This window comes from Ruegeria sp. H9 (assembly GCF_056532915.1).
In genome coordinates this window covers 535,212-549,860 of sequence record NZ_JBQFNX010000001.1, presented here as the reverse complement: position 1 = coordinate 549,860, position 14,649 = coordinate 535,212, and the positions used below count along the sequence as shown (strand labels likewise).

The following is a 14,649-nucleotide window of genomic DNA, read 5'->3' as shown; positions in this document are numbered from 1 at the left end:
ATGAGTTAATTAGTTGCTTGAGGTTATCTTTTTCTTTACGCTTAAATCAAGAAGCAATGTCGTGATAAAAAGACTAACGCCACCAACGGGAGAACCACATGAAACGTTTTGTTAAAGTCGCGGCTGCGGCTGCGCTCGGTCTTGTGATCAGCGGCGCTGCGCAAGCACAGTCGGCTCTGAATGAAATTTTGGATGACGGCGTGCTGAAAGTGGGGACAACCGGTGACTGGAACCCGATGTCACTGCGCGACCCGGCGACTAACAGCTATAAAGGCTATGATATCGACATCATGAACGCGCTGGCCGCTGATCTGGGTGTTGAGGTCGAATATGTGCCCACCGACTGGAAAACATTGGTCAATGGTGTGGTAGCGGGGAAGTACCACATCACCGGTTCGGCTTCTATCTCACCTCCGCGCATGAAAGTTGCAGGGTTTTCCGACAGTTACATCGCGGTTGAGTTGTTTCCTTACACAACCAAGGAAAAGGCCGACAAATTTGATGGCTACGACTCGATCAACAAGCCAGACGTGAAGGTTGCTACTACCCTGGGCACCACCTTTGAAAAGCGCGTGCGCGAATGGTTCCCCGATGCGGATATCAAAGTGGTCGAAGCTCCTGCGCGTGGTTTTCAGGAGGTCTTGGCCGGTCGTGCAGATGTGTTCATAACCTCGAATATCGAGGGATCGACCCTTGAAGCAAAGTTCCCGGTCGTCCGCGTCAAGAATGCCGGGCCGCGTTCTCCTTCTCCTATCGCGATGCTGTTGCCGCAAAGTGATCAGGTCTGGATCAACTATGTGAACAACTGGATTGAAGTGAAAAAAGCCCAAGGCTTCTTTGACGAAAACCGGGAACGCTGGGGTCTCTGATCAGAGGCCCTAGTAACTGGAGCGCCTGCGAGAGTTTTCAAAGTCATGAAACTTGAGCACATGACATGGTACGAGGTTGACACTCGTATCAATGCCGGTGCGGCCGTGTTGCTGCCGGTTGGATCGACCGAGCAGCACGGCCCGATGGGTCGCATTGGCACCGACACGATTTGCGCCGAGGCTGTCGCACTCGCTGCCGCCATGCAATGCGAGGGTATCGTCGCTCCGGCGCTGGCCTACACGCCAGCGCCTTTCAACGCGGGATTTCCCGGAACGGTGTCTATTTCAGCCGAAACCTTTCGCACCATCGCAGATGAGGTGATCCGGGGGCTCTTGGAGCAAGGTTTCGTTGGAGTGTTCATAGTGAATGGGCACGGGGCCAATCTGGCGCCTCTTCGGCAGATCGAAAGCGAAATTGCCGGTGGTCAATTGCTGATCCGTAGCTGGTGGGAGCCGAACGCAGTGAATGTTCTGCGACAGCAGCTCTATGGAGATTGGGAAGGGATGCACGCCACCCCCTCGGAGATTGCCATAACCCAGTCTTTGCTTGGACCATTGCCTGCCAATCAGGCCGCTGAGCCGCCCCAGAAACTCAGCGCCGAATACATCCGGGATCACGCAGGGGATCGCCATGGTCCACCTGACGAGCATCGCGCGGACTTCCCGGATGGCCGCGTTGGATCGCATTCAGCTTTGGCCAATCCTCAGGATGGCGAGCGTCTGCTGGCGATAGCAGCTGCGGCTATCGCTGCCGAGTTCCGGGCATTCGAACAAGGCCTCTAGTCACGGAGCGCCTGCAACGGGTGTCGCGGCCCTATCCTGCTTCGACCCCAAGCCCGTCAGTCGACAGGTCATCGAGTTTCGGCATCAACCGTAACAGTTCTTGCGCGTATTCGGTTTTCGGACTGGCAAACAGATCGCTGGTGTCCTGAACCTCGACGATTTGTCCCTGTTTCATGACCGCAACTCGGTCACACATCTGGCGCACCACAGGTAGGTCGTGGCTGATGAACAGCATGGTCAGGCCCAGATGCTCTTGCAGGTCTTTCAGGATGTTCAAAATCTGCGCCTGGATTGAAACGTCGAGCGCGCTTGTGGGCTCATCGCAGATCAGGAACCGGGGTTGTGTCGCCAATGCGCGGGCAATCGAAATACGCTGGCGCTGACCGCCCGAGAACTCATGCGGATATTTCAGCCCGGCCTCTGACCCCAAACCCACTTGATCCAGCAATTCGTCCACGCGGCGCTTGACGTCGGCACCTTCCATCAGGCGGTGATGGCGGATCGGCTCCGCCACTATTTCATCCACCCGCATACGCGGATTGAGAGACGAGTAGGGGTCCTGAAAGATCATTTGGATGTTCTTGCGGTATTCGTCTTGCACCGCACGATTGCTTAGATCGCTAACCAGTTGCCCGTCAAAGGTGATGGTGCCACCGTCCACGGGATAAAGCCCTGCGATCATACGCGCGACGGTGGACTTGCCCGATCCGGACTCACCGACAACCCCAAAGACTTCGCCCGCGCGAATGTCAAAGCTGACGTTGTCGACAGCGGTGAAGTAGGTACGATCCCAAGGCAGTAATCCACGCTTTTGCAGGAATTTCTTGGTCAGGTCGCGGATTTCAAAGATCGGTTTGCTGGCGTCGTTATTCACCTTGGGCCAGTGGCGTGCCATATCCTCGATCGCGAAACGCGTTTCACGCCCGCCATAGCTGATCTGAGGGAAGCGATGCAGTTTCAGCGTCGGGCGTGGTACGGCGGCGATCAGGGACTTGGTGTATTCGTGTTGCGGCTGGCCCATCACCTGTGCCGTGGTGCCGCTTTCAACCACCTTGCCCGCATACATCACGGTCACGCGGTCAGTTGTATCGGCGATCACGCCCATATCATGGGTGATCAGGATGACACCCACCTGACGCTCTTGTGCCAGTTCCTTGATCAGGTCCAGAATCTGGGCCTGAACCGAAACATCCAAAGCTGTCGTGGGTTCATCGGCGATGATCACATCCGGTTCGGTGCAAAGTGCCAGAGCAATCACCACGCGTTGCCGCATGCCGCCCGAGAACTGGTGCGGGTACTGATCCAGCCGAGTATCCGGGTCTGGGATGCCAACGCGGTCGATCAAATCACGGGCGCGCTTGCTTGCTTCGGCCTCGGATCCACCCAGATGGGCCTGGATCGTCTCGACCAGTTGTTCGCGCACTGTAAATAGCGGGTTCAGCGACGTAAGCGGGTCTTGAAAGATCATCGAGATCTTCTTGCCGCGCAGCCCGCGCATCGCCTCGGCATCGATGCCGCTGATCTTATCGCCGCCCAGCCTAATCTGGCCGCTGGCGATGCGACCTGGGCGTTCCAGAAGGCCCATCACCGCAGCGCCGATGGTGGATTTACCTGCCCCGGATTCGCCCACAAGTCCGTGGATTTCACCGGGTTCGACAGAAAGGCTGGCGTGGTCCACTGCAGTAAACAGCTGGCGGCGGGTCGGGAATTCGACGGTGAGGTCTTGGATGGTCAGAAGGCTCATGAAATCACCGCAGTTTTGGGTTCAGCGCGTCGCGCAGCCAGTCGCCTAACAAGTTGACCGACAGGGCGAGGGCCAGAAGCGTGCAGGCCGGGAAGAACAAAATCCACCATTCGCCCGAGAACAAGAAACCTTGCCCGATCCGGATTAGTGTTCCCAGCGACGGCTGGGTCGGGGGGGCGCCCACACCCAGAAAACTCAATGTGGCCTCAGCAATGATCGCCAGCGCCAGCGAGATGGTCGCAATAACAAGAACAGGGCTGAGGACATTGGGTAGGATGTGACGGAACATGATCGGGAACGATCCACGCCCGATCAGGCGCGCGGCTTGTACATATTCCTTGTTTTTCTCAACCAGAGCAGCACCACGGACGACGCGTGCGAACTGCACCCAGTCCGACAACGCAATCGCGATGATGAGAACATAGATTGCCATCTCATCGCGGTATTCCGGCGGAGTGATCCCTTTGGCGATCCCAAAGATCAGCATTGCGACCAGAATGGCCGGGAACGTCAGCTGCACGTCTGCGATACGCATGATCAGCGTCTCGATCCAACCTCCGAAATACGCAGCGATCAGACCGAGGATCACGCCGATGATCAAGGCAAGAAGCACAGCAGAGGCACCTACGAACAATGAAATGCGCAACCCGTAGAGGATGGTCGAGAACACATCGCGCCCTTGGTCATCCGTGCCTAGCAAAAAGGTCTCTTGCGTGAACGCATTGGGCGTACCTGGCGGTGTGAACCCGTTCATCAGGTTCAGTGTTGCTGGATCGAACGGGTTATATGGCGCGATCAGCGGGGCAAAGATCGCCGCCAGCACCAGAATGACCACGACCAAAGATGCGATCATGGCTACGGGAGAGTGCCGGAACGACCAAGCGAAATCGCTATCCCAGAACTTGGCCGTGCGCGATTTAGGCGCGACTTTCGGGGTTTCCATCGTTTCGGTCATGTGGCCCTCGCGTCGACACGCAGGCGCGGGTCAATGGCATAGTACAGAAGGTCGACAATCAGGTTGATTGTCACGAACATCACCGAGATCAGCATCAGATAGGCAGCCATAACGGGGATATCCACGAACTGGATCGCGTTGATGAACAGCAGTCCCACGCCCGGCCATTGAAACACCGTTTCGGTGATGATGGCAAAAGCGATGATCGACCCCAGCTGCAGGCCCGTGATGGTGATCACCGGCACAAGAGTGTTCTTCAGCGCGTGGCGGAAATTGATCACCCGGTCCGACAGCCCTCGGGCGCGGGCAAAGCGGACATAGTCAGCGCGCAGAACCTCCAGCATCTCGGACCGGACAAGCCGCATGATCAGTGTCATTTGATAGAGGCCCAGCGTGATTGCAGGCAATATCAACGCCTTGAGCCCCGAGGTCGTCAGAAACCCGGTGGACCAACTGCCAATCATAACGGTCTCGCCCCTCCCGAAACTGGGCAGTAGGTCAAGTTCAACCGAGAAAACATAGATCAGCAGGATACCTATGAGGAACGTCGGCAGCGAAACCCCGATCAAGGAAACAGTCATGATCACATTGGCAGCGATCCCTTGTCGTCGGATTGCAGTAAAGACACCGAGGGCAATGCCCATCGTGATCGCAAGAAAGCCGGATACAAAGGCCAATTCCAACGTCGCCGGAGCGCGTTCCACCAGGATGGTCGAGACCGGTCGCCCCTGGCGATAAGACACACCGAAATTGCCCTGAACGGCGCCTTGCAGGAACTTGGCGTATTGCACCACAAAGGGTTGGTCCAACCCAAGCTCGGTCCGTAGGCGGTCAATGTCGGCCTGCGTGCGCTCTTGCCCCAGCATGTTGTCGATCGGGTCGCCGACAAATCGGAACATCGAAAAGGCGACCAACCCCACGACCAACAGCACTATGACGGACTGGAACATCCGTCTGACGATATATGCGAACATATGTTTCCCTCGTAGATCGGTCTCTCTAGGCCGACCTTGACCAGATGGTCAAGAGAGTGCTGTCAACTCAACGTGACGTTGCCGCCGATCAATTCACATTCACCCAACGCAGCAGGAAGAAGTTGTCCGGACGCTGCGTGACCTCTACATTGCTGCGCGTGCCCCAAACCAGCGGCTGGACATACATCGGCACATAAACGTGTTCGTCCTGATAGATTTGAGTAACCTCGTCCAGCATCGCCTGACGCTTGGCCTCATCCAGTTCTGACTGGATCATCGGCAACAGCTCATCGACACGTGCATTCGAGAAGCCGCCGAAGTTCCAGCTACCCAGCTTTTTCTCTTCGTTCGGGGTTGCGACAAGGAACCGGACCGGGTGCTCGGCGTCGAACGTACCGGGGCTCCAGCCCAGCAGGTACATGTCGTAATTATCTTCGCGCAGTTCCGGCCAATAGTTCCGCACTGGCATCGCGTCCAGCTCGGCGGTGATCCCGATCTGAGCCAGCATACCAACGACGGCCTGACAGACGGCCTCGTCATTAAGGTAGCGGTCATTGGGGCATTTCAGGCCAAATGAGAAACCATCTGCATATCCGGCCTCGGCCAGCAGCGCCTTTGCCGATTCCACATCAAACGCGGGGCGTCCGGCGTTGGCTTCGGAGAACCCGCTCATGGCTGGGCTGACAAGCTGCGATGCGGGCTCGGCATTTCCGCGCATGATCGTGGCCAGAATGGCGTCGACATTCACCGCTTGCGCAACTGCCTGCCGCACGCGCGCGTCACGGAACGGGTTGGGTTTGCCCGCATCGTCTGTGTATTTCAGCGTGTCAGCCTCGTGGTCGAAGCCCAGCATGATCACACGCGCTTCAATGCCCTGGATGACATCGACTTCTGCGTTCTGCTGCAGCCGTGCGACGTCCTGAATGGGGACCGGGTTGATCATGTCCACATCGCCCGATAGAAGCGCCGCTACGGCCGTGGCAGGATTTTGGATCGGATTAAATTCTGCACGGGTGATGTTGTGTTCAACATCCCCCCACCAGCCTTCATAAGGTTCCAACACGGTCTTAAGACCCGGCTCGCGCTCGGTCACCTTGAACGCGCCGGTGCCGTTGGCGTTGATGGTGGCGTAGTTTCCGGTTTCTTTGTCGGGGACCACGGCGTCGTTGGCCTCAGTCCAGTCTTGATCCATGATCATCCAGTTGGCAATCGATGACGGAAACAGCGGGTTAGGTGCTGTGGTCATGATATCAACGGTGTAGTCATCAACTACAATGACGTCACTGACAGGAGCGAACCAGCTACGCGTGTCCGCCGCCTCACCCGAGGCGCGTTGGTAGCTGAACAGCACATCTTGCGCGTCAAAGCTGCTTCCGTCGTGAAAGGTCACGCCCTGACGCAGATTGAACCGCCATCCTTCGCCGTCGCCGATCGGCTCCCAACTGACAGCCAACGCGGGCTCAACGCTCATATCCTTTCCGCGGCGGACCAGCCCTTCGTAGACGTTGTTCAGGAACCCGAGAACTGGGGCCGAGTTGACCGCGTGAGGGTCCATCGTCTGCGGATCGGTGGTCGAGGCCCACTTGAATTCGGCCGCCTGCGCGGCGCTTGCAAGCAACATGGTCAGGCCGATTGCACTGTTTCTGAGGATCATGGCGAAATCTCCCTGTTAGCGCTGAAACAATCCAGCTTTTTCGCTGCCACGTAAAGCCGTTCCTGCGCCGAGATCACAGGTCCGTTACCGACGGCGCAAACAAGAACAGGGCGCGTTTCCGCGCCCTGCATACCATCACAGAGGATAGTTTAGTTCATCTCAAAGTATTTGATCTTCGGTGAATCTTCCGGCTCGACGATGGTGCCCACGCCCGATTTCATGCCCCAGTTCAGCACCTGATGGTGGATCGGGATATAAAGCTGTTCGTCCTGAACAACCTGCCAGATATCACCGATCTGCTGATCACGTGCGGGCAGATCAGTTTCAGAGGCAAGGGCCACGATTTTGGCATCCAGATCCGGGTTGGAGTAGCGTGTGCCATTCCACGAGCCGTACTTTTCGCCCTTCGAATGGACGAGGAAGTTGAAGATGTACTCCGAGTCATAAGTCGGAACACCCCAGCCCAGCATGTAGAAATCTGTTTCTAGGTTGTTGATCAACGGGAAGTGCTGGGCTTTCGGTTTGGCGTCCAGGTTAACTGTGACGCCGATCTGGGCCAGCATTCCAACCGCTGCCTGACAGATCGCCTCATCATTGATGTAGCGGTCATTCGGGCAGTTCAGGGTCAGCGAGAATCCATCAGGATAGCCTGCTTCGGCCATCAACGCCTTGGCCCCTTCGATATCGGTTGACGAGGACGCATCCATATCTGCATCCCAACCATTCACAAACGGAGGTGAGATCATGCCAGCAGGAGCAGACTGACCACGCATCACGACCTGTTTGATCGCATCACGATTGATCGCTTTTGACATCGCCTGTCGAACGCGGACATCAGCCAGCGGGTTCTTACCATCCACATTGTCCGAGGTCAGATCAGCGTCGCCCATGTTCATGCCAAAGAAAATTACCCGGTTCTGCGGCGCGGTGCGTACGTCCAGACCATCGGTTCCGGCTACACGCTCGAGGTCCTGTACGGGCACGTCCTGAATGAAATCAACCTCACCCGAAAGCAGCGCGGCAACACGGGTCGCGGCGTTCTGGATCGGGGTATAGATGATCTCGGTTACCTGCAGCGGGAACTCATCCTTGCCCCAATAGCCGTCATAGGCGGCCAGGACGGTTTTCACGTCGGGCTCGCGGCTGACCAGCTTATAGGGACCGGTGCCATTGGCGTTCTTGGCCGCAAACGTGTCTTCGCCGCCCTCATAGTCCTGAACCTTGACGGCGTTGTTTGCCTCGGCCCAACCTTTGTCCATCATGAACATGTTGGTCAGGTTGTTGGGCATGATCGGGTTTGGGCCGTCAGTTTCGATCTCGATCGTGAACTTGTCGGGCGCACGCACCTCTTTCACAGAGGCCAACAGTTCCTTGTAATCCGAATCCGGCGTCATCGCGCGGTTCAGCGAAAACACGACATCCTCGCTGTCGAACTCGGCACCGTCGTGGAAGGTAACGCCCTCGCGCAGTTTGAACACCCAGACATTCGGATTTTCTTCCGATGGTGCCCATTCGGTCGCCAGCGATGGAACCAGTGCGCCTGAGTGATCACGCATCACCAGCGTTTCCATGATCTGGTGCGCCATGGCCGAGGTCGGGCCTTCGTTTTGCGCATGCGGGTCCAGCGTCAGCGCATCACCTGCACGGGCCCATCGCAGCGTCTCCGCCGAAGCGCCCGCCGCGATCATCGCCGTTGCACTGGCGGCAAGCATCAGAGTTTTGAATGACATAAGTCGTCTCCCCAGTTTTTGTTGTGGCCGCATTTTCATACGGTTGACCGAATTTATCGGCCATCATGGGCCAGCATCATCCAGATCATGGTCCGAGTTGCAACACCCGAATGTTAGCGCCCTGCTTTTCTTTCTGTCTGCCGGGGCTTAGGTGAATGTAGGTCTTGCAGAAACACGCCTCGTATTTAGCCCTATGACAGGGTTGCCGCCTAACGTTTATTGAAGGCGTCTCTAAGAGCGTCACCAAAGGCCCCGTTCTGGGTGCTCTGACCCCCATGGCTGCGCCGCTGTTCCTCTGGCTTGGGTGTTCGTGCCGGTTTGCCCTTGCCACGAAGTGCATTGCCCTCGCGTGCCGAAGCACCACCGTCCTTGCGCATGGACAGCCCAATGCGCTTACGTGGAACGTCGACTTCGACCACCGTCACTTTGACAACTTGCCCGGTTTTGACCACCTCATGCGGGTCCTTCACGAACCGATCGGCCAGTTGGCTGACATGAACCAACCCGTCCTGATGCACGCCAATGTCGACAAACGCGCCGAAGGCGGCGACGTTGGTGACGGTACCCTCCAGCACCATGCCGGGCTTCAGGTCCGTGATTTCCTCAACCCCGTCCGTAAACGACGCCGTTTTGAAACTGGGTCGCGGGTCTCGGCCGGGCTTCTCCAATTCGGTGAAAATGTCGCGAACCGTTGGCAAGCCGAAGGTGTCACTCACAAACTGCTCGGCGCGCAGGTCTTTCAGCGCGCCTTCATGCCCCATGATTTGGCGAATGTCGCGCCCACATGCTGCCACTACCCGACGGGCGACATCGTAAGCCTCGGGGTGAACCGAGGAGGCGTCCAGAGGCTCTGAACCGTCGCGAATTCGCAGGAAACCTGCACACTGCTCGAAGGCGCGTGGACCAAGACGGGCCACCTTCAGCAAATCCTTGCGAGACGCAAAGGCACCATGAATATCTCGGTGCGTGACGATCGCCTCGGCCAATCCCAGTCCCAGACCCGAGACGTGCGAAAGCAAGGGGGCTGAAGCTGTATTCAGATCCACGCCCACAGCGTTCACCACATCTTCGATCACCGACTCCAGTGACTGTGACAAGCGGTGCTGATCCACATCGTGCTGATACTGACCGACACCGATGCTCTTGGGTTCAATCTTGACCAGTTCAGCCAAGGGATCTTGTAGCCGGCGGGCAATCGAGACCGCTCCACGTAGCGAGACGTCGAGGTCGGGAAATTCGCGCGCGGCAAGCTCGGATGCCGAGTAGACCGAGGCTCCAGCCTCGGAAACGACGACCTTGGTGGGCGCTTTGACGGTCTTGGGCAGAAGCGACAGCGTATCGGCCACCAAACGCTCAGTCTCGCGGCTGGCTGTGCCGTTGCCGATGGCAATAAGCTCGATTTTATGTGTAGCGATAAGGTTCAGGATTGCCGCTTGTGCACCACGCAGATCATTCTTGGGCTGAAACGGATATAGCGTATCCGTTGCAACCACCTTACCGGTTGCATCCACCACGGCGGCTTTGACCCCGGTGCGAATGCCGGGATCCAACCCAAGCGTCGGACGTGCCCCCGCCGGAGCAGCGAATAGCAGATCCTTTAGGTTGCGCGAAAACACTTGAATTGCCTCGTCTTGTGCGCGGCTGCGCAGGTCGGCCATCAGCTCGACCATCATCGACAGCGATAGCTTGACCCGCCATGTCCAGCCCGCGACCTTGCGTAGCCACTTGTCACCAGGAGTATCACCGCGCGTGTTCAGATGAGCCGCAACCATGGCCTCGGCCCGCGCGGCGCCCGCTTCGGGTACGGGAGCAATGTCGAGCGTTACGATACCTTCCTTTGAGGCGCGCAACATTGCCAGCGCTCGATGTGACGGGGTTTTCGACCAAAGCTCGGAATGATCAAAGTAATCGCTGAACTTGGCACCTTCCTGTTCCTTGCCCTCGACGACCTTTGCGCTCAGCAACGCCTCACGTTGCATGAAGTTTCGGAGCTCTCCCAGCAAAGCAGCGTTTTCGGTAAGCCGCTCTGTGATGATGTCCCGTGCACCATTCAGCGCGTCTTTGGTCGTGGGGACAGCCTCAATCAGATACCCTTCAGCCAGCCCTTCTGGTTCAGCCAACCGGTCCGACAGAATCGCATCGGCCAGCGGCTCCAGACCATTCTCGCGGGCAATCATCGCCTTGGTCCGGCGTTTGGGCTTGTACGGCAGATAAATGTCTTCCAACTGCGCCTTGGTTTCGGCTTGGGCGATCGATTTCACCAGATCGTCCGTCAGTTTCCCCTGATCCTTGATCGAGGACAGAATCGCCTCGCGCCGGGCCTCAAGCTCACGCAGATAATTCAATCGCTCGGAAAGGGTGCGCAATTGGGTATCATCCAGCCCGCCGGTCACTTCCTTCCGATAACGGGCGACAAAGGGGACGGTCGCACCTTCATCCAACAACCTGACCGCGGCCCCAACCTGTTCCGCGCGGGCGTTAATCTCGGTGGCGATGGTGCGGGCGATACGGTCCAAAGGGGCCTCCTGACTTGCGGTTGGAAGATTGTCTTAGCCACCGGCACGCACAAGGGGAAGAGGCTGCGCTGCGAAAAGCACCTCTGCACAAAAAATGCACGACCCTTACGCGGTGATCTGCAGCTGCCTAGGCCAGACAGAACCAACACAAACAAGGAGCAGTTAAATGGGACAGTTCATCGTGCGCGGCGTACCGGCATCAGTTTTACAAGATAGTTGGTGGCTGGACACCCCTGATCGAGGCCCAAACCGTGCCGATGGCTTAGCGGAACCAGGCAATCGCCACGCTTTTTTGGGTTTGGTGTTTCTGGTTGCGCTCGCCGATTTTCTGTTTTTCGACCATTCTCCTGGCCTTTCAATCGCACTCTTTACGTTGGCGGTTTCCGCTGTAGTGTTTGCCTTGCTGCGCCGCCGTGGTGGACTTGTCGGGCCAGCCCTTCTTTTGCTGCTTAGCATTCTTCCGGTGGTGGAATATGTTCAAGCCCTGTCCGTAGCTTTCTTGCTGGGTGGATCGACCATTGCGCTGTGTTGGGCCGTGCTGGGCAATCATGAGGTCGCTTCGGTTCGCCGGTTTCTGTCTCTGTTTCCAATATTGGCGCTCAGACACGGGATAGAGGCGGTTCAGAAAGGTCATTCGGTTTCCCGCGTTGACGGGGTTACCCTTCGTGCACTGCGCAACTGGAGTTTCCCGATCGGAGGCGCACTGATCCTTGCTTCGCTGATGGTTGCGGCCAATCCGGTCTTGTCTGATTGGATCGATCGGATTTGGCGATTTGATATGCGGTTCGACCGACTGCTATTCTGGATCGGGGCGGCAATCACGATCTGGCCCTTTCTTGCGGTCACCTTGCGGCCTGACTTGCTTACCCCCCGATTTGGCCCCGGACGCAAGCGCCCATTGCCTGCCTTTGGCCTGAATGCCCAATCCGTTGCTAATGCGCTAATGGTGTTCAACTTGCTGCTGGCGGTGCAAACGGGGATGGACATGGTTTATCTCTGGGGCAGCGCCAAGTTGCCCGAGGGGATTACCTATGCTGAATATGCTCATCGCGGGGCATACCCACTCTTGGTCACAGCTTTGCTGGCGGGCGCATTTGCCTTGGCCGCGCGACCCTATCTGAACGAGCGGCAGGGGCTGACAAGATGGATGATGCTGTGGCTGGCGCAGAATGTACTGCTGGTGATCTCATCGCTGATGCGCCTGTCGCTTTACGTTGATTTCTACGGGCTGACCTATTTGCGTGTTCATGCGGCAATATGGATGGCGCTGGTTGCTGTGGGCTTGTGTCTGACCGGTTGGCAAATTTTGCAGGGTAAATCGAACCGTTGGTTATTGCTGCGATCTGCGATCCTGGGGATTGGCGTGCTCTATGCATGCTGCTTCGTGAATTTTTCAGCCTTAATCGCCCGTTGGAATCTGGAAAATCCGATACGGTTTGATGCCTACTACGCATGTCAGCTCAATGAGATGGCGGCGGCAGAGTTGCTGAAGGACAAACGGGTACGCAATTGCGTAACCCCTCCGGTCGTCGACAATTGGAGGAATTGGGGCTTTCGCGCAGATCGGGTGATCCGTAATCTGGCCGTCGAACCCATGCCGGAGAAGGTAGATGAAAATCCTCGTCGTGGATGATGATCCACGCCTGCGAGAGCTGGTCTCGATCACGCTTGAGCGCGCGGGCTACCAAACGGTTACCGCCCGCGATGGCCAAATGGCTCTAACCCACGCGATGCGGGAAGCGCCTGATCTTGTCGTGCTGGATGTCGGCCTGCCTGAGATCGATGGGCTTGAGGTTTGTCGTCGCTTGCGGGCACGCTCGGACGTACCAATCTTGTTCCTGACCGCGCGTGATGACGAGATTGATCGCATTTTGGGCCTCGAGTTGGGAGCGGATGATTACGTGACCAAACCTTTCAGCCCCCGTGAGTTGGTTGCACGGATCAAAGCCATCCTGAAACGCAGCAAACCGGGTGCTGCAGAGCTTCTACTGCGGCATGGCCCGGTTGAAATGGATGTGTCGGCGCATTTGGTTCGGGTCGACGGCAATGCGCTTGCCTTAACCGCAACCGAGCTGTCGATTTAGCGTCGCCTGATGCAAACGCCCGCCGCCATCGTCTCGCGACCACAATTGGTTGATGCGATTTATGGCGCAGGCAGTCCGGTCTCGGATAGGACACTGGATAGTCATTTGCGGAACTTACGACGCAAGTTGGGGGATCAGGGCTGGGCCGGTGCCATCGAAACCGTGCATGGGATCGGGTTGCGGATGGGTGCATGGCCGGGCTGAGACGCAAATGGCGCCCTTCGCTGGGTTTTGTTCTTGGCGGAGGTCTCGCGGGTACGCTCGCCCTGTCTCTGCTGGGTCTGATCGCGCTGCGGTATCTTGGACCTGAGATCGGGTTTCGAAACGCTGCGGGCTTGCTGGCGATCGTGATCGGATGTGCGACCGGAGTGGTCGGATACCTTATGGTTCGGCTTCTGCTCCGCCCCATAACGTCGCTGGCGACCTATTCAGGGGCCATTGAACAAGGGCAACGCGCCGAGCCGCCCGATCACTACGGCACACAAGAACTGTCGCGCCTCGCCGGTTCGGTTCTGAGCATGGCGGATACACTGCAACGGCGCGAAGCTTCGATCCGCGTCTTTGCAGATCATGTCACGCATGAGTTGAAAACCCCTGTCACCGCGATCCGTGCGGCAGGAGAGTTGTTGGCCGAGGCCGAAACGCTCTCGGACCAGGATCACGCATTGCTGCAACAGATATTGGGCGCAAGCGATCAGATGCAAACGCAGCTCAGCGCTCTTAACACGGTTGCACAGGCACGAGTGCCGGAACATCATGGGGAGGCAAGCCTGAACGATCTTGCCGATCAGTTGCGCGCTTCGTTTCCCGAACTGGACATCAGCATAGAAGGCGGCGATCAGGCATTGAACCTTGCAGCCTCTGGCCTGAAAATTGCCCTGCAACATCTTCTGGACAATGCATGCCGTCACGGGGCAAGGCAGGTGGTCCTGCACGCAGAACTCGGTCGATTGGTTGTCCAAGACGATGGTTCCGGCATATCCGACGGTAATCGGGACCGCATCTTCAACCCATTCTTTACAACCGCCCGCGAGAAGGGAGGGACCGGGATGGGCCTGACCATCGTTACAAACCTGTTGGGGGCACATGGCGGGCGGATTTTGCTGGTGCCTTCCAAGACCGGTGCGCGATTTGAGTTGGTGTTTCCGGGTGTGTGATATCACTCAATAGCCCAAACTAATTCGACCCGTGTCAATTTGCGCCGCTCAATACGATTGATCCCAAGCCAATCCTCATTTAAGGGAGGCCCTGTCAAATCAGAGTCACCCGTGGGGCCGTCATGTCCCCTTTGGGATTGGTGCCTATGTCACGGCGGCACATGCTCTTGGATCGCACGCCCC

The 14,649-nt window shown here is 57.4% G+C and carries 12 protein-coding genes; 6 read left to right on the top strand and 6 right to left on the bottom strand.

Annotated features, from left to right (window positions below):
* Positions 1-98: 98 nt before the first annotated feature.
* Positions 99-869 carry a transporter substrate-binding domain-containing protein gene (locus tag ACR0CZ_RS02430; RefSeq protein ID WP_170393886.1) on the top strand — a complete coding sequence of 257 codons (771 nt, stop codon included), beginning with the start codon at positions 99-101 and terminating at the stop codon, positions 867-869.
* A gap of 60 nt (positions 870-929) precedes the next feature.
* A complete protein-coding gene (locus ACR0CZ_RS02425; RefSeq protein ID WP_480852046.1) occupies positions 930-1,652 on the top strand; it encodes a creatininase family protein in 723 nt (240 codons plus the stop codon).
* Between the two features lie 31 nt (positions 1,653-1,683).
* Here ACR0CZ_RS02425 and ACR0CZ_RS02420 read toward each other — a convergent pair whose 3' ends face one another.
* The 6 genes from ACR0CZ_RS02420 to ACR0CZ_RS02395 form a co-directional block, all read right to left on the bottom strand.
* Positions 1,684-3,396 carry an ABC transporter ATP-binding protein gene (locus ACR0CZ_RS02420; protein ID WP_170393890.1) on the bottom strand — a complete coding sequence of 571 codons (1,713 nt, stop codon included), beginning with the start codon at positions 3,394-3,396 and terminating at the stop codon, positions 1,684-1,686.
* A gap of 4 nt (positions 3,397-3,400) precedes the next feature.
* The gene (locus ACR0CZ_RS02415; RefSeq protein WP_170393891.1) at positions 3,401-4,351 is read right to left on the bottom strand and encodes an ABC transporter permease; all 951 of its coding nucleotides are present in this window, start codon (positions 4,349-4,351) and stop codon (positions 3,401-3,403) included.
* Positions 4,348-5,325, bottom strand: a complete 978-nt coding sequence (locus ACR0CZ_RS02410; RefSeq protein WP_170393893.1) for an ABC transporter permease — start codon at positions 5,323-5,325, stop codon at positions 4,348-4,350. Before ACR0CZ_RS02410 ends, ACR0CZ_RS02415 begins: the two co-directional genes overlap by 4 nt.
* 88 nt (positions 5,326-5,413) lie before the next feature.
* A complete protein-coding gene (locus ACR0CZ_RS02405; RefSeq protein ID WP_170393895.1) occupies positions 5,414-6,979 on the bottom strand; it encodes an ABC transporter substrate-binding protein in 1,566 nt (521 codons plus the stop codon).
* A gap of 149 nt (positions 6,980-7,128) precedes the next feature.
* Entirely contained in the window at positions 7,129-8,709 is a 1,581-nt protein-coding gene (locus tag ACR0CZ_RS02400) for an ABC transporter substrate-binding protein (RefSeq protein ID WP_170393897.1), read from the bottom strand.
* Positions 8,710-8,918: 209 nt separating this feature from the next.
* Positions 8,919-11,225 carry a Tex family protein gene (locus ACR0CZ_RS02395; RefSeq protein ID WP_480537099.1) on the bottom strand — a complete coding sequence of 769 codons (2,307 nt, stop codon included), beginning with the start codon at positions 11,223-11,225 and terminating at the stop codon, positions 8,919-8,921.
* A 166-nt stretch (positions 11,226-11,391) separates the two neighbouring features.
* On the opposite strand from ACR0CZ_RS02395, the gene ACR0CZ_RS02390 reads away from it, so the two are divergent.
* The 4 genes from ACR0CZ_RS02390 to ACR0CZ_RS02375 are packed head-to-tail and all read left to right on the top strand — an operon-like array spanning position 11,392 to position 14,466.
* The gene (locus ACR0CZ_RS02390; RefSeq protein ID WP_170393901.1) at positions 11,392-12,858 is read left to right on the top strand and encodes a DUF4153 domain-containing protein; all 1,467 of its coding nucleotides are present in this window, start codon (positions 11,392-11,394) and stop codon (positions 12,856-12,858) included.
* Entirely contained in the window at positions 12,836-13,309 is a 474-nt protein-coding gene (locus tag ACR0CZ_RS02385; protein WP_480537100.1) for a response regulator transcription factor, read from the top strand. The genes ACR0CZ_RS02390 and ACR0CZ_RS02385 overlap by 23 nt, the downstream gene beginning before the upstream one ends.
* Positions 13,310-13,318: 9 nt before the next feature.
* Positions 13,319-13,513: a winged helix-turn-helix domain-containing protein gene (locus ACR0CZ_RS02380; RefSeq protein WP_480537101.1), complete on the top strand. Its 195-nt coding sequence runs from the start codon at positions 13,319-13,321 to the stop codon at positions 13,511-13,513.
* Positions 13,501-14,466 carry a sensor histidine kinase gene (locus tag ACR0CZ_RS02375; RefSeq protein WP_170393905.1) on the top strand — a complete coding sequence of 322 codons (966 nt, stop codon included), beginning with the start codon at positions 13,501-13,503 and terminating at the stop codon, positions 14,464-14,466. The genes ACR0CZ_RS02380 and ACR0CZ_RS02375 overlap by 13 nt, the downstream gene beginning before the upstream one ends.
* Positions 14,467-14,649 lie beyond the last annotated feature (183 nt).

What these genes read in the sequence shown, in the direction of transcription:
- ACR0CZ_RS02415 (WP_170393891.1), bottom strand. Translation starts at nt 4,351, where the DNA reads ATGACCGAAACGATGGAAACCCCGAAAGTCGCGCCTAAATCGCGCACG.
- ACR0CZ_RS02375 (WP_170393905.1), top strand. Translation starts at nt 13,501, where the DNA reads ATGGCCGGGCTGAGACGCAAATGGCGCCCTTCGCTGGGTTTTGTTCTT.
- ACR0CZ_RS02420 (WP_170393890.1), bottom strand. Translation starts at nt 3,396, where the DNA reads ATGAGCCTTCTGACCATCCAAGACCTCACCGTCGAATTCCCGACCCGC.
- ACR0CZ_RS02425 (WP_480852046.1), top strand. Translation starts at nt 930, where the DNA reads ATGACATGGTACGAGGTTGACACTCGTATCAATGCCGGTGCGGCCGTG.
- ACR0CZ_RS02410 (WP_170393893.1), bottom strand. Translation starts at nt 5,325, where the DNA reads ATGTTCGCATATATCGTCAGACGGATGTTCCAGTCCGTCATAGTGCTG.
- ACR0CZ_RS02390 (WP_170393901.1), top strand. Translation starts at nt 11,392, where the DNA reads ATGGGACAGTTCATCGTGCGCGGCGTACCGGCATCAGTTTTACAAGAT.
- ACR0CZ_RS02405 (WP_170393895.1), bottom strand. Translation starts at nt 6,979, where the DNA reads ATGATCCTCAGAAACAGTGCAATCGGCCTGACCATGTTGCTTGCAAGC.
- ACR0CZ_RS02385 (WP_480537100.1), top strand. Translation starts at nt 12,836, where the DNA reads ATGAAAATCCTCGTCGTGGATGATGATCCACGCCTGCGAGAGCTGGTC.
- ACR0CZ_RS02400 (WP_170393897.1), bottom strand. Translation starts at nt 8,709, where the DNA reads ATGTCATTCAAAACTCTGATGCTTGCCGCCAGTGCAACGGCGATGATC.
- ACR0CZ_RS02430 (WP_170393886.1), top strand. Translation starts at nt 99, where the DNA reads ATGAAACGTTTTGTTAAAGTCGCGGCTGCGGCTGCGCTCGGTCTTGTG.
- ACR0CZ_RS02380 (WP_480537101.1), top strand. Translation starts at nt 13,319, where the DNA reads ATGCAAACGCCCGCCGCCATCGTCTCGCGACCACAATTGGTTGATGCG.